This is a genomic window from Prosthecobacter sp. (assembly GCF_044226605.1).
In the GTDB taxonomy this organism is placed as follows: domain Bacteria; phylum Verrucomicrobiota; class Verrucomicrobiia; order Verrucomicrobiales; family Verrucomicrobiaceae; genus Prosthecobacter.
Genome location: NZ_JBGAGS010000007.1, coordinates 1 through 14,724, shown reverse-complemented (window position 1 = coordinate 14,724; position 14,724 = coordinate 1). Strand labels below are relative to the sequence as shown.

Sequence of the window (14,724 nt, the reverse complement as noted above, 5' to 3'; positions counted from 1 at the left end):
TGGTAGTGCTTCCACCCTCCATGCCCCCCGCCAGCTTCGTTCTCAGCCCAGACCCCATTCCCACCACGCCCACTGAATTCCAGCCGGGCGAGGGAGCGGAGGCACAGTTTCTCGGCGTCGTGCGTGGCATCGAGGACGACCGCACCATTTCCGGCATCGACTACAGCGCCTACCTCCCCATGGCGGAAAAGATGCTGCAGGAGCTCATCGATCACGGCCAGCGCGACCACGGCCCGCATCGCGTCTTCATCCAGCACCGCCTCGGCTTTGTGGCCTCAGAGCAACCCAGCATCCTCATCCGCGTGCGCACCAAGCACAGCGGGGAGTCGTTTGATCTGTGCCGCTGGTATTTGAAGGAGATCAAGACCCGCGTGCCGATCTGGAAGAAGCCTGTTTTTGCGCTTTGAAGATTCTTAACCTATTTCAAACTGCTCTCCCCTCCCCATGCCCACGCCCCCCTTTCACTACCAGGAACTTCTCGAACTCGGAACCGACGACACGGAATACCGTCTGCTGACCAAGGAACACGTCTCCGTGCAGAAATTTGGCGAGAAGGAGGTGCTCGTGGTGAATCCCGAGGCACTCACCCTGCTGGCCAACCAAGCCTTTCACGACATCAATTTCTTCCTGCGCCCCAAGCACCTGAAGCAGGTGGCCGCCATTCTGGATGACCCCGAGGCGAGCGAGAACGACCGCATGGTCGCGCTGACGATGCTCAAGAATGCCGACGTGGCCTCCGCAGGCCTGCTGCCCTTCTGCCAGGACACCGGCACCGCCATCATCATGGGCAAAAAAGGCCAGCAGGTGTGGACCGGTGGCGGCGATGAGGCCGCGCTCTCCAAGGGCGTCTATCTCGCCTACACGGAGAACAACCTGCGCTACTCCCAGAACGCGGCGCTGAACATGTTTGATGAAAAGAACACCGGCACCAACCTGCCCGCGCAGCTCGATCTCTACGCCACGGATGGCGACGCGTACAAGTTCCTCTTCATCGCCAAAGGCGGCGGCTCCGCAAACAAAGCCTACCTGTATCAGGAAACCCGCGCCGTGCTCAATCCGAAGAGCATCGTGAAGTTCCTCAGCGACAAAATGACCTCTCTCGGCACCGCCGCCTGCCCGCCCTATCACCTGACCTTCGTCATCGGCGGCACCTCCGCGGAAGCCACGATGAAGCACGTCAAGCTCGCCTCCACCAAGTACTACGACAACCTCCCCACCACCGGCAACGAACACGGCCGCGCCTTCCGCGATGTGGAGCTGGAAGCCCAGATGCTGCAGGCCGCGCGCGAGTGCGGCATCGGCGCGCAGTTTGGCGGCAAATACTTCGCGCTGGATGTGCGCGTGGTCCGCCTGCCGCGCCACGGCGCCTCCCTGCCCATCGGCATCGGCGTCTCCTGCTCCGCCGACCGTCAGGCCAAGGGCAAGATCACGCGGGATGGCGTGTTCATTGAAAAGCTCGAAACGAATCCCCTGCCCTACGTCCCCGAAGAGTTGCGCCATCGCAAGGACACCAACGCCGTGCGCATCGACACGAACCGCCCGATGGCCGAGATCCGCGCGGAGCTGAGCAAATACCCCACCACCACGCGCCTCCTCATCAATGGCCCCATCATCGTGGCCCGCGACATCGCCCATGCGAAGCTGAAGGAAATGCTGGATGCCGGCAAGCCGCTGCCCGATTACTTCAAGAACCACCCCGTGTACTACGCCGGCCCGGCCAAAACCCCCGCCGGCATGCCCAGCGGCAGCTTCGGCCCCACCACCGCCGGCCGCATGGACAGCTACGTGGAGCTCTTCCAGAGCCACGGCGGCAGCATGGTCATGATCGCGAAGGGCAACCGCGGCCAGCAGGTCACCGATGCCTGCAAAAAGCACGGCGGCTTCTACCTCGGCAGCATTGGCGGCCCCGCCGCCATTCTGGCCAAGGAAAACATCAAGAAGGTCGAAGTCGTCGAGTTCGCCGAACTCGGCATGGAAGCCATCTGGAAGATCGAAGTCGAAGACTTCCCCGCCTTCATCCTCGTGGATGACAAGGGCAATGACTTCTTCCAGACCGTGGGTCCGGGCTGTTCGGTGAAGCATTGAGAAGAGGCTGATGAAAACTCCAACAGACCTGTTGCAAGATCTGCCCGCACGCTGGCAGGCCAGGCTGTTGGAGCATTTACGCCGTAAGGGACGTGACCGACTGGGGGCTGAAGACTTTCCAGGTGGCACGACGCTTGTTCTCCGATTCGAGGACGAATCAGAAGTCCGTTTTCAATATGCCTTCGCCATCCATGACGAGAGCCTTGGAGAGATTGGTATGTTTACCGAGCATTGCGGCTATCACGTTTTTCCTGCTGGAGGAACCGTGATGAAAATCGTGAATGCCTGAGCTCTTCGAGCCTCCGGCTCGTGCTAACGCGCTCCTTGCAACGTGGCTGTTGACCGCTGCGTTATTAAGCTCCCGACCAATGAGCGCCTCCCGTCTGCTTTCTCTGCTGCTGCTCGGCAGCTTTGTCCCGATACTGGCGCATTCAGATGATCCTCATCCGATCACGGCTAAATTCATCACCACTTGGGGCAAGGAGGGTGAAGCGCCGGGCGAATTCAACATCCCCATCGGCATCGCCATCAATGCGGCGGATGAGGTGTTTGTGGCGGATCATTACAACAGCCGGGTGCAGAAGTTTGATGCGAACGGCAAGTTGCTGGCGCACTTCGCGGTACTGCCGAATCCGGGCGGCATTGCCCTGGATGGAGACCGGATTTACCTGAGCCACTTTCCGGTCTCGCGACTGACCAAGGACACGAAGACTCCGGACCGGATGAGCGTGTATTCGCAGCAGGGCGAGTTCATCCGCGAATGGGGCACCAGCGGGAAGGAGGACGGCCAGTTTGATTTCCCCGGCGGCATCGCCATCAGCAAGACGGGCGAGGTGTATGTGGCGGATCAGACGAACCGCCGCGTGCAGGTGTTTGACCGCGAAGGCAAATTCCTGCGCAAGTGGGGCGAATACGGTGTGCAGCCGGGGCAGTTCGGCGGAAACACGAATCCCAAATCGCGCGTGGGCGGGCCGAATTTCATCGCGCTGGGGCAGGATGGCAGCGTCTTCACCACGGAGGCAAGCGTGGGCCGGGTGCAGCAGTTTTCACCGGAGGGCAACCCTCTGCTGGCCTGGGGGACGCTGGAGGACAAACCGGGCGGCTTTGGCGGGAAGTTCACGGCCTTCAAGGCAGGCCTCGTCGGCCCCATCGGCCTTTGCTTTGATCACGAAGGCCGGCTCTGGGTGACCGCCGTGAGCGGGCGCGTGCAGTGCTTCACCCCGGAGGGGAAGTACCTCGGCGGCTTTGGCGAGCCCCAGGGCACCGAACCCGGGCACTTTTATGCCCCGCATGGCATCGCCATCAACAGCCACGGAGACCTTTTCGTCGTAGATAGCTACAATCATCGCGTGCAGAAGTTCACGCCGAAGACGAAGTGATCCGCCCAGCCTCCTCTTTTCATGCAAAGCTCCCCCATCCGCGTCACGATCTGGAACGAGTTTGTCCACGAACGGCAGAATGCCGCCGTGGCGGCCATTTACCCCAAGGGCATTCACGGGGCGCTAGCGGAGGCGCTTTCCAAACACGGCAACTTCCACATCCACACCGCCACGCTGGATGAGCCGGAGCAGGGACTGCCGCCGGTGGTGCTGGACCAGACGGACGTGCTGCTGTGGTGGGGCCATGCGGCGCATGATCAGGTGAGCGATGAACTCGTGACTCGGGTGCAGCAGCGGGTGCTCGCAGGCATGGGGCTGATTGTGCTGCACTCGGGGCATTTCTCCAAAGTCTTCAAGCGACTCATGGGCACCAGCTGCGCCCTGTGCTGGCGCGAGGCGGGCGAACGGGAGCGGGTGTGGAAGGTGAATCCGGGACATCCGATCGCGGCGGGCATCGGTGACTGCATCGAGATCGAGCAATCGGAGATGTATGGCGAGCCCTTTGGCATTCCGACGCCCGACGATCTGATTTTCGTCTCCTGGTTTCAAGGAGGCGAAGTTTTTCGCAGCGGCGCCACTTGGACGCGGGGCAGCGGCCGCATCTTTTACTTCAGCCCCGGACATGAGGTGTATCCCATCTACCACCACCCGGATGTGCAGCGCGTCATTGCCAACGGCATCCGCTGGGCACGCCCGCAAGGCGAACCCGCCAACGCACCTCGCCACGTGCCGGTGGAGCAGGCGAGGGAGAAGATCGAGGTGCGCGGCGGCACCGTTCACGTGGAGGATGGGAAGCTTGCGGGGCATTAAGATCCGGCGAGCGCACGCCTTCCCTATTACTGCTTGGCCATGTTCGCCCTGCCTCCGCGTAGCACATATTTCTGAATCTTCCCCGTGGCTGTCTTGGGCAGTTCGGGGATGAACTCGAAGCCGTGGGGGACTTTGAAGTGGGCCAGGTGCTCGCGGCAGAAGAGGCGTAGCTCCTCGGGTGTGGTGGTGGCACCAGGGCGCAGGACGATGAAAGCCTGCGGGGTTTCGCCCCATTTTTCGTGGGGGAGACCGACAACGGCGGATTCCTGGATGGCGGGGTGGCGGAGGAGGACACCTTCGACTTCCACAGAGGAGATGTTTTCCCCGCCGCTGATGATGATGTCCTTCCAGCGGTCGCGGATTTCGATGTAGCCGTCTGGATGCACCACGGCGGCGTCTCCGCTGTAAAACCAGCCGCCGCGGATGGCCTTGGCGGTTGCTGCGGGGTCGTTGTAGTAGCCTTTCATCACCGCATTGCCGCGGATGATGATCTCGCCCATGGAGGCACCGTCTTTGGCCACCTCGTGGCCGTCGTCATCCACCACGCGGACCTCGGCATTGGCGAGGTATTCAACACCCTGACGGGCCTTGATGACGGCACGTTCACGGAGAGTGAGCTGGGCGTGTTCGGGACGCGACTCGCTGATGGTGACGATAGGGGAGACCTCCGTGAGGCCGTAAACGTGCGTGATGTCCCAGCCGAGCTCGCCCTCCATGCGCTCGATGGTGGCGGCAGCGGGTGGTGCGCCGGCGGTGATGACGCGGACGCCGCGTGGGGCACCTTGGCGGACTTCCTCCGGCGCATTGGCCATGCCGATGAGCACGGTGGGCGCGGCGCAGAGGAGGGTGCAGCCCTCGTGGCGAATGGCATCAAAGATGAGCCGGGGGTCGGCCTTGGGGAGGCAGATATGCTTCCCACCCACGGCGGTGACGGTCCAGACGAAGGTCCAGCCATTGGCATGAAACATGGGAAGCACCCACAGGTAGCGGTCCGCACTGGTGAGGTGCGTGTGCATGAGGTGGCCCATGATGTTGAAGGCGGTGTTCCGATGGGAGACCATCACGCCCTTGGGATTCGCCGTGGTGCCGCTGGTGTAATTCAGGGCGATCATGTCCGTCTCGCTGATCTCGGCGGGGGCGGTGAAATGGGGCGCGGAGGCCGCCAGCGTGGCTTCGTAGTCGGTCCAGCCGGGCTTGCTGCCGGTGAGGGCCACAAAATGCTGCACCCCGGGCACCTGGGAGCGAATGGAATCGACGGCATCGAGGTAATCCGCATGCACACAGACGACCCGTGCTCCGCTGTGGTTCAGGATGTAGGCGAAGTCGGCGGCGGTGAGACGAAAATTGATCGGCACAATGACGGATCCGATCTGCGGGATGGCGTAAAAGGCCTCCAGGTGCGCATGCGTATTGGGCGCGATGGTGGCCACCCGCTCGCCGGACTTCACGCCAAGGGCCTGAAGGGCGGCGGACCAGCGGTCGCAGCGCTCAAAGAACTCCCGGTAAGTGAAGCGGCGCTCCCCGTCCACAACGGCCTCGCGGTCAGCGTACAAGCGGCGGGCACGGCGGGCGAAGTCGAGGGGCGAGAGAGGTGTTTCCATGGGGAGAAAACGCAAACCCTAGCCGAAGGCTGCTGAAAAAGGCGAGAGAAAAGTGCCCCTGCCCCTCCCACCGCAAAAAGCCACGCAGCCGACCATGCGGCTCCGTGGCTTCAGGTTTTGGGGTTGGGGAATGGGCTATGCCTGACGCGACTCGATGCGGGCGACCATCTCGCGCACGTGCCAGGCCTTATAGGCGCGTGGCCTCAGGATGGCGAGGCTGCGGGTAAACGAACCCCATTTGAGCACCTGGATGGTCACGCGGCGCGTGCCCCAGCTGTGCATCATGCCGAAGGTCGGCTTGTAGAGATCGATGGTCCGGGTGCCGACGAGGGCGGAACCGTAGTCATCGACGACGTAGAGCGAGGGATCGCCCTTGATCTGAAACACCGTGCCCACCGGGTAGATGGACCAGTCGGCAGCAGCGCTGCGGATCTGGCCGTGCCTGAGGGGAGTTCCGGCGGCAGTACGCGCGCCGTATTCGATGTGATCGCCTTCGTCGTGGGTGTAGGCGGTTGTCTTGACGCCTGCAATGACCTGGCCTGGAGTGCCAGCTGGGTTTGTGGTGGTGGAGGAGCTTTTAACTTCTTCCGCGGCAGCGGAGACGCACATGGCAGCAAAGCACAGAAGGGTGGTAGGATTCAATCAGTAGGGTTTGTTGTTGGGGCACGCCCACCCGAATGGGGGTTCAGGTTGAGGGGCGCGCAGGGTGTCCAGTTCGACACCCCTGTCAACGCGCGGATTTGTAGCCGGGACAGGCCGAAAACGCTGTTTTGGACTCTTACAGCACCGATTTTAGTGCCACCGTGTCACTTTAAAAGCCAAACCGCCCCGTAAGCCTCGGCTCCGCCGGGAGATTCCATGGTCTTCCCGCCGAATGTCGCAGGTGCGACACAGGCCCCCGAAAAAATTATCTTTCCGGAGGGGTGCCAGGCCATGCAGTAGGCGTTGTCCCCCTTCGTTCCCCCGCTTTGGAGCAGCCATTCCAGACCGCCTTTGGGGTCAAAAGCGGCGGTGAAGATGTCTGTGGCACCTTGTGTCTTGAGTGTCTGCCCGGCAAAGGTGGCGGTCTCGGAAAACTCGCCGGTGACGAAGCAACGACCGGTGTTGTCTGTGGTGACGCCGAGGCAATAGTCTGTGGCAGGACCTTGGAGGACGTGGGACCAGACGAGTTTTCCTTCGGGGCTGAAGTGGGCGAGGAGGCCGTCGTTGTCTTTGTCTCCGGTGGACTGCACGGGACCGCCGTTGAGGACGCCTTTGAACATTCCGGCGCACCAGGAGCGGCCGGTGGAATCGACAGTGATTTCGTGGAAGCCGGCACTGGGTACGCTGGGGAGCGTGGAGGCCCAGACGGCTTGGCCTTCGGGGGTGAGTTTCAACACGATGCCTGCCTGCGCTTTGGATTGCAGCGTGATTCCATCCATTGAGCCTTCGCCGCCGCCGCTGCCCCCTATATAGATGCAGTCTTTGGCATCGACACCGAGGCCGTGGCCGCTGCCATTGAATTTGCCGCTGGTTGCTTTGACCCACTTTAGGTTGCCTGAGGGGTCATATTTGGCGCAGAAGATGGGTCGGGTGGTGTTGCCGGCGTTGACGGTGATGTCGCCGAATTTAGCTTCGCCTGCGACGGCGCCGGTGACGACGATGTCGCCTTTGGAATCGACGGCGATGCCGTGGCCGTAATCGTAGCCTTTTCCACCGGCGGTTTTGATCCAGAGGAGGGCACCTTGTGTGTCGTATTTGGCAATAAACACGTCGTAGTCCCCCGCGTTTGGTAGGAGTTGGCCGTTGGCCTGGGCATCGGTGCTTTGATAGTGACCGGTGACGTAGATGTTGCCGGAGGGGTCGGTGGCGACGCCATAGCCGCGGTCCACCAGGCTGCCGCCGAGACTGCGGACCCAGAGGAACTTTCCTTCCGGGGAGACTTTGGTGAGGAAGAAGTCGGTGCTGCCGAGGCCGGTGCGTTTCTGGTCGCCGAAGGTTCCGTCGTCGGTGGTCTCGCCGGCCATGAAGACATTGCCCTCGCGGTCAAAGGTGACGGCGCGGGTTTTGTCGCTCTTGGCACCACCGCCGGCGGCGACCCATTCGACGGTGGGTGTTGCGGCGTGGAGGGAGGTGGCGAGGAGGGCGAGGCAGAGGGAACGCATGGGACTGATGTTGCGGGCGAGTCAGGGTGGAGTGATTTGAGATCTGCTTGCGAGAAGAAAGCCTCCGGATCCCGGCTAAAGCCGGTACTACAATACGTGTCCTGGCTGGTTTCGAATTTTGGGTGACGCGACGATTCCGGAGCGGGCTGAAGCCCGAACTACGTACTCAGAACAGAAGCGCTGCGTTGATTCTCGTCTTATTGGATGGGGGAGAAGTCGGTGGCTTTCATGTAGATGCTTTTCACGCCTTCGGAGAGGGGCTCGATGGTGAGGGAGCCGCCGTTGGCGGCTTCGCTGGCGGCTTTGGCTTTGATCCAGTCGGGGTCGGCGCGGAAGGCGGTGAAGGAGGCGAGGCCGGCTTCTTTGCTGTCGTGAGCGAGGATGTAGATGAGTTTTTTGCCGGCGCCTTTGTCGGCGTCGGTGGGGGTCCAGTAAGCGAGGTTGGTCATGCCGTGTTTCTCGAAGAGCTTCATGGTGTGATCGCGGAAGCGGGAGTGGAGGGCGTCGAGCTTGCCGTCTTTGGTGGTGTAGGTGCGCATTTCAAAGACGCGGGGCTTGCCGCTTTTGGCGATGGCCACCGGCGGGGAGTAGTCGGTGGTGGTCATGAAGATGGATTCCGGGGGCTTGGCGAGGATCTTGCCGGCTTCTTCGCTGGCTTTGCGGGCGGCCTGCCAGTCGGGGTCTTGGCCGAAGGCTTTGAAGCTCTCCTTGGCGGCGTCGCGGCTTTTGTGTTCGAGGACGTAGATGAGGGTGGTCTTGGAGCCGTTCTCTTCATCCACCGGCACCCAGTAGCCGATGTTTTTCATGCCGTGCTTTTCGAAGAGCTTGCAGGTGTGGTCGCGGAAGCGGGAGAGAAGCGCGTCGAGCTTGCCTTCGTTGCAGGTGTAGATGCGGAGTTCGTAAACGGGGGAGGGCGCGGCGTCTGCGGCTTGGAGGAGCGGGGCGAAGAGAGTGGAGAGAGCGAGGGCGAGGAAGGTGAGGCGCTTCATGAGAGGGTGGAAGAAACGGCGGTGGAAAGGCGGGCTTATCAGAATGGATGGCCTACGGAGCCGAGCAGCAGCGAGACAGACGACTGAAAGGAGCCCGAAGGGTGAGCGAGAGCGAATCAACACACGGAATACGCGGAAAGGATTCCAAACTGGGGGATGCAAAGTGGGCGATGCGATAGTTCGAGCTTCGGGCGCAGTTTTGTATGGCAGCACTCACGTCCTTATGATCGCGGTTCATGTTCAGCTTCGCCTTGTTGCCACAGCTTCTCTCTTTCTTTGTGCCTCGGGGGATGTCGTGGCGGAGGATGGTTTGAAATCGGGGACGGCGGGGGTGGGACAGTGGCAGAAGGCGGCGGCGGAGCATGCGCATCTTCTTTCGCAGGTGAGGTGGACGCCGGTGGCGGGGACGATGCCGGAGAGGAATGGGGGCTTTTTTGAGAAGGGGAAGGAGTATGTCGGGGTGCCTTATTCGAGCGTGAAGGCGGATGGGAGATACATCGGCTTTGACATCAATTTGAGGACGTTTTTGGCGGCGGTGGAGAATCCGCTGAGTGTGCTGTATTCGCAAAGTCTCGCGGGCAAGACGGCGAATGCGGCGAGCTTTTATGGGACGGTGTGCTCGTCGTTTACCAGCTATGCGCTGCAGTGTGCGATTCCGGAGGTGAGCCGGCGGCAGGGGCCGACGGTGGGGAAAGGGGTCGAACTGGTGCAGCCGCAGGGGGCTGAGGCGGCGCAGGTGGGGGATGTGATCTACACGCCGCACACGACGGAGAGAGATGGCTCGCATGTGGAGATGGTGACGGCGGTGACGAAGGATGCGCAGGGACACGTGACTTCGGTGCGGGTGGAGGAGAGCCGGCCGATGACGACGAAGACGACGGATCGCAGCGCGGAGGCTTTTGAGGCGCATCTGAAGCACCGGAACAAGCAGCTTTTTCGCATCACGGATTTGGATGCTTGGAGAGGTGGGAACCGGGCTGAGTCTTTGCAGTTCCCGAATTATGAGCTGGATGCGAGAAGACCGGAGATTAATCGCACGCTGCTGCTGGATCTTGGGGACTGGGTGCCGTATCAGAAGGGAAAGCCGGTGAAGATGAACGTGATGGACCGGGATGGGCTGGGGGTGAAGGCGCTGGTCATCAAGCGGGATGGTCAGGTCGTGGAGGAAGTGGCGCTGAGCGGGCCGGGTGTGGTGGAGCGTAGCTTCACGGACTGTGGGGACTACACGGCGCATGTGCTGCGGCCGGATGGTTCGGTCAGTGCTGCGTGTGAATTTGCGGTGTGCGATCTGGATTTGAATTTGCCGGAGGGAAGTGTGTCGCTGGCCCAGGAATGGCAGGTGACGTTCCGCAGCGAGAACATTCCGATCGCGGCTGTGTATCTCTTCAATGAAGGGGACAGCTATGGGCGGCATCCCATCGTTCTAAGTCCGGAGGAGCGGCGCGCGGGGGTTGTGAGCATTCCGGCGGGGCTGCTGAAGAAGCCTGGGAAATTGCAGGTGTGGGTGATTGGGGAGCACCGGCTGGGGAGGCTGAAGGTGAGGAAGGATGTGCAGGTCAAAGGGGAATGAGCAGGCTGCAAATGACGAAGACCTTGCGCACAAACCGACTTTTTGTCAGCTCTGCGCAATTTGTTGCTGATCCAAAAGTTAGTCGTTGATATACCTCTTCTTCATGTGGGAGTTCATCAAACACAAACTTGCCAAGCTCGGATGCTTCGTCTTGATCGCTCTGATGATGATCGCGGCAACAGCGATCACGAAGCTTGTTCTTGGTTGGTTTCGTCACGACGATGCCAGCAATGAAGCCCTCAGCAACCAGGTTGGGGAATACGTCGGCAAAGGTTTGCTGGGCCTCGCTGTGCTACTCGGGTTTATCATTATGGGTCGCCAACTCATCGCAGAGTTGCGCGCCAAAAAAAATCCACCGCCGACACGCCCTTCGGTTCCACCGCCGTTACCTCAATCCAATGATAAAAGCCGCAATGCCTAAACACGCTATGCGAACTGCTGAGGCTGTCTCGACGGTTGTTTCTGGACGCCGCCGTGTGCCGACATTCCGGCGGGGCTGCTGAAGAAGCCTGGGAAATTGCAGGTGTGGGTGATTGGGGAGCACCGGTTGGGGAGACTGAAGGATGTGCAGCTTATGGGTGGGCTGTAGAGGGTGACGGAAGTGTGAAGCGATTTGAGTAGAAATTTTTTTCGGAGTTCGGAGAAAGGGTTTTGGGCAGGATCTTTTGTGGTGTGAAAGGTCGAGCCAATAGGGCTATTTATAGGCTGATAATTTGTCGATTTTTTGCAAGCTGACTCGCTTTCCGATTAGGACAAAACAAATAAAAGTGCAATTATCGTAAAAAATAAACGTATTTTTGTTATTCTGAATTTAACTGCAACCACCTTTTAATATGTTCGAAGCTTTTTTACTCAAGGAAATAACCGACCTCGTTAAGCATGGATTTAATAGGTTATTTGACCTCAAGAAATCGCAAGCTGAAGAAGTCCAGGAAATCGAGCGTGTGTTTGGGCCGCTAGAAAATTTGGTGCCCTATTACGTCATCCCAGATGCCCAGAATGTAAACCCCGCAGACCTCGATGAAGATAATACTGGCCTTGTGGCAAAAGGCAAGGTTTTCGATCTCCTCGATAGATTTCTCGCGGGGTCGGCTCGTTTCTCTCACGCATTTATCCTCTCTGATGCTGGCATGGGCAAGAGCTCGCTTTTGATTATGTTAAAAATTGTCCATTTAGCCAAGCAAAAACGCGACTCTGAAGTGCGCTTGATGAAGCTTGGTTTAGATACAATCGACAAAATTAATGCCATAAAAGAACCGCAGAAAACTATACTATTATTAGATGCACTCGATGAAGATCCCGAAGCGTGGACAAGTTTTTATGCAAGGCTCCAGAGCATTTTAATAGCCACAAAACACTTTTTTAAAGTTATAATAACTTGCAGGACGCAATTTTTCCCAGACGAACACGAAAAAGACGGCCGCGTGCCAGGGCAAGTTGAACTTCATGGCTTTTACTGTTCTAAACTTTTCCTATCGCCCTTCTCGCTAGAACAGGTACAAGAGTATTTAGAAAAGCGTTTCGATACACCAGAAGTAAGGGCCAACGCCTTTGGAATAGTCACGCGTATGAACACGCTGAAATTCCGTCCAATGCTGCTATCCTATGTAGATTTTTTGCTCGAACGAAAAGAACTCATTGAACACAGTTATGGCTTATATGAATCTCTGGTGGATGAGTGGCTAAATCGGGAGTTGAGAAAAGGAAGAGTTAAAGATAAAAAGGCGCTTTTCGAGACTTGTACATTTATTGCCAACCATCTGTATGCAACAAAAGCCCGGGACATCGATTATGTTTCCCTGCAGCAAATATATGCATCCAACGATTGCGCGCGCATGTTAGATGACATGTCAATAGAAGGACGTTCTCTTCTGCACAAGACGTCTTTTGGATCATACAAATTTGCTCACTACTCCATCCTCGAATTTTTCGTCGCAACTTTTTTGGCTGAAAATCCTTTTCCGAATAAAAATTCAGATCAAATTGTTAACTTTCTAAGCGATCTGATTCGCTATCGTAAGCATAAAAAGTGCAAGACACTAGATCTCACTTCGGCAGGTTTGTCGAATTGTCAGATTGCATCTGCAGATTTCTCGGTGGCTACATTAGCATTCGCTGATTTAAGCTGTAGTAAACTTCCAAATGCAAATTTTGCAGGAGCTAACTTAAGCAACATCAAATTCGATTTGGTCGAGGCACGGCACTCAAACTTTCGCGATGTCACAGCGATTGGATCAAGCTTCAGTGGTGCCATATTGCTTGAAGGAAATCTAGAAAACGCAGATTTTAGCGATGCTGATTTATCCGCTGTGAATTTAACTAAAAGCCTGCTCACTAGAGCAAATTTTGCGCGTGCGCAACTTAACGGGGCTTGCCTTAGACGAATCAAAGGAGATAGGATTTGCTTTTCGGATGCCCTATTGGCAGATGTCGATTTGCAAAACGCAGAACTAGAAGAAGTCGATTTTCAAAAGTCACGCTTAACGGGAGCTGATCTATGTAATTCAAAATTAACACATGGAAACTTTTCTAGAGCGTCCATGGCCCAATGCAAATTGGACGGCATTAACGCAAACCATGGTTTGTTTGAACGCTGCGATATGGAAGGTGTTAGCGCAGAAAATGCCAGTTTCGACGGAGCTGATTTTACTGCTGCAAGGGGATTGAATGGCAAACTACTAGGAAGTTCATTCGTCGAGGCAAAAATTGTAAATGCAGCTTTTATGATGGCGCAGTTTAACGAAGGGAGGCTCTGCCGCGCAATAATGAGCGGTTCAAAGTTCAAAGGCTCTCAATTTATTGCTGCAGATACAACAAATGCAACCTTTGAAGGATCTGATCTTGATAGCGCTAATTTTGAAAATGCGACTTGCGTTAGTACTAGTTTTGATGGCTGTGTTGCAGTAAACGCTTCTTTCATTGAAGTGAATGCAAGGTCTGCTACATTTCACAAATCAAATTTAACCAAAGCAAAATTCAATTTTGCACAATTAAGTTGCACCAACTTTTCCAACGCAGAGTGTATTGAGTGCAACTTTGACGATTCAAAGGCTGAAGATGCTATTTTTGAAGGTGCTAACATGCAAGGATCTTCATTCGACAAATGTCGCATCAACAAAGCAAACTTTAAAGATGCGAATCTTTGCGGATGTAGATTTGAGCTGGCTATTTTCGATAGTGCAATATTTGTCAACGCTCGTTGTGATAGCAAGACCACGTGGCCTAAAAATTTCAACACTGCTAGGGCGGGGCTAATTGGCCCAGGAGCACGAGCAACAGAGCTTAAAATGGCTAAGCGTAAGTTAGATAAAAGTGAATTCCAAAATGCATCCCTCACAGTATGTGACTTCTCGAACTCTAACCTTTCTCTTTCAAAGTTTGATAATGCAGATTTGACTCGATGCGATTTTTATCGCGCCAACCTTTCAGGCTGCATTTTATTAAATGCCAAGTTGATTCAGTGTGATATCAGAGGAGCTATCTTCGCCGACGCAGATCTAACTGGTGCGGATTTGACCGGCGCTCAATTTGACCAGCATACCCAGTTTCCACTGGGTTTCAAACATGGTGATTTGAAAATGGTGTATATGCCATCCTTAACAAAATCTGAACACGATTAACGTCTTATTTTCCCTCCTCCCGCGGCGGCGAGTATCCCGGCGGCCTTGTGGAGGGTTTCTTCGTATTCGTGCTGGGGGACGGAGTCGGCGACGATGCCGGAGCCGACGTGGAAGGTGATTTGGTCGGCTTTTTGGACGGCGGTGCGGATGGCGATGTTCCATTGGCTGCGGCCGTCGAAGCCGAACCAGCCGATGGCGCCGGTGTAGAGGGAGCGGGGGTGGGGCTCGAGTTCGGTGATGATTTCGGTGGCGCGTTTTTTTGGGGCGCCGGTGATGCTGCCGCCGGGGAAGCAGGCGCGAAAGGCATCGACGTGATCGATGTGGGGACGGAGGGTGCCGGTGACGGTGGAGACGAGGTGGAAGACCTGGGCGAAGCTTTCGACGCGCCAGAGATCGGGGACGGAGACGCTGCCGAATTCGCAGACCTGGCCGAGGTCGTTGCGCTGGAGGTCGGTGATCATGAGGAGTTCGGCGCGTTCTTTGGGGGAGGTGGTGAGTTCGCGGACGGCGGCCTCATCGCGGGCGG

Annotated in this window: 13 protein-coding genes; 8 read left to right on the top strand and 5 right to left on the bottom strand. The window is 57.4% G+C overall.

Translation table 11 applies throughout. The features are described 5' to 3' along the window. Window positions 1-20 precede the first annotated feature (20 nt). The 5 genes from ACILSO_RS10665 (at window position 21) to ACILSO_RS10645 (ending at window position 4,274) form a co-directional block, all read left to right on the top strand. Complete coding sequence (locus tag ACILSO_RS10665) at window positions 21-407, top strand: molybdenum cofactor biosynthesis protein MoaE (protein WP_395737384.1); 387 nt, start codon at window positions 21-23, stop codon at window positions 405-407. A 37-nt stretch (window positions 408-444) separates the two neighbouring features. Continuing rightward, window positions 445-2,085 carry a fumarate hydratase gene (locus ACILSO_RS10660; RefSeq protein ID WP_395737383.1) on the top strand — a complete coding sequence of 547 codons (1,641 nt, stop codon included), beginning with the start codon at window positions 445-447 and terminating at the stop codon, window positions 2,083-2,085. Window positions 2,086-2,095: 10 nt separating this feature from the next. Beyond that, window positions 2,096-2,374 carry a hypothetical protein gene (locus tag ACILSO_RS10655; protein ID WP_395737382.1) on the top strand — a complete coding sequence of 93 codons (279 nt, stop codon included), beginning with the start codon at window positions 2,096-2,098 and terminating at the stop codon, window positions 2,372-2,374. A 79-nt stretch (window positions 2,375-2,453) separates the two neighbouring features. After that, complete coding sequence (locus ACILSO_RS10650; RefSeq protein ID WP_395737381.1) at window positions 2,454-3,464, top strand: hypothetical protein; 1,011 nt, start codon at window positions 2,454-2,456, stop codon at window positions 3,462-3,464. 21 nt (window positions 3,465-3,485) lie between these two features. Next, window positions 3,486-4,274: a ThuA domain-containing protein gene (locus tag ACILSO_RS10645; protein ID WP_395737380.1), complete on the top strand. Its 789-nt coding sequence runs from the start codon at window positions 3,486-3,488 to the stop codon at window positions 4,272-4,274. 26 nt (window positions 4,275-4,300) lie between these two features. Here the strand turns inward: ACILSO_RS10645 and ACILSO_RS10640 are convergent, their stop codons facing one another. The 4 genes from ACILSO_RS10640 to ACILSO_RS10625 all read right to left on the bottom strand — a co-directional run bounded on the left by ACILSO_RS10640 (window position 4,301) and on the right by ACILSO_RS10625 (window position 9,008). Next, complete coding sequence (locus ACILSO_RS10640) at window positions 4,301-5,875, bottom strand: long-chain-fatty-acid--CoA ligase (protein ID WP_395737379.1); 1,575 nt, start codon at window positions 5,873-5,875, stop codon at window positions 4,301-4,303. 135 nt (window positions 5,876-6,010) lie between these two features. Beyond that, on the bottom strand, window positions 6,011-6,484 hold the full coding sequence (locus ACILSO_RS10635; RefSeq protein ID WP_395737378.1) for a 3D domain-containing protein: 474 nt from the start codon (window positions 6,482-6,484) through the stop codon (window positions 6,011-6,013). Window positions 6,485-6,681: 197 nt separating this feature from the next. Further along, window positions 6,682-8,019, bottom strand: coding sequence for an SBBP repeat-containing protein (locus tag ACILSO_RS10630; protein ID WP_395737377.1), 1,338 nt, complete (start codon window positions 8,017-8,019; stop codon window positions 6,682-6,684). A gap of 197 nt (window positions 8,020-8,216) precedes the next feature. Beyond that, window positions 8,217-9,008, bottom strand: a complete 792-nt coding sequence (locus tag ACILSO_RS10625; protein ID WP_395737376.1) for an NIPSNAP family protein — start codon at window positions 9,006-9,008, stop codon at window positions 8,217-8,219. A 223-nt stretch (window positions 9,009-9,231) separates the two neighbouring features. Here ACILSO_RS10625 and ACILSO_RS10620 point away from each other — a divergent pair, with 223 nt between their 5' ends. From ACILSO_RS10620 to ACILSO_RS10610, 3 genes are all read left to right on the top strand, one after another. Further along, window positions 9,232-10,578: a hypothetical protein gene (locus tag ACILSO_RS10620; RefSeq protein WP_395737375.1), complete on the top strand. Its 1,347-nt coding sequence runs from the start codon at window positions 9,232-9,234 to the stop codon at window positions 10,576-10,578. A gap of 103 nt (window positions 10,579-10,681) precedes the next feature. Then, window positions 10,682-10,999, top strand: a complete 318-nt coding sequence (locus ACILSO_RS10615; RefSeq protein WP_395737374.1) for a hypothetical protein — start codon at window positions 10,682-10,684, stop codon at window positions 10,997-10,999. Between the two features lie 412 nt (window positions 11,000-11,411). Then, window positions 11,412-14,198: a pentapeptide repeat-containing protein gene (locus ACILSO_RS10610; protein ID WP_395737373.1), complete on the top strand. Its 2,787-nt coding sequence runs from the start codon at window positions 11,412-11,414 to the stop codon at window positions 14,196-14,198. On the opposite strand, the gene ACILSO_RS10605 is transcribed toward ACILSO_RS10610, so the two are convergent. After that, window positions 14,195-14,724, bottom strand: a 530-nt coding sequence (locus ACILSO_RS10605; protein WP_395737372.1) for a chorismate-binding protein, incomplete at its 5' end; no start/stop codon positions are given. The two genes, ACILSO_RS10610 and ACILSO_RS10605, sit on opposite strands and share 4 nt — an antisense overlap.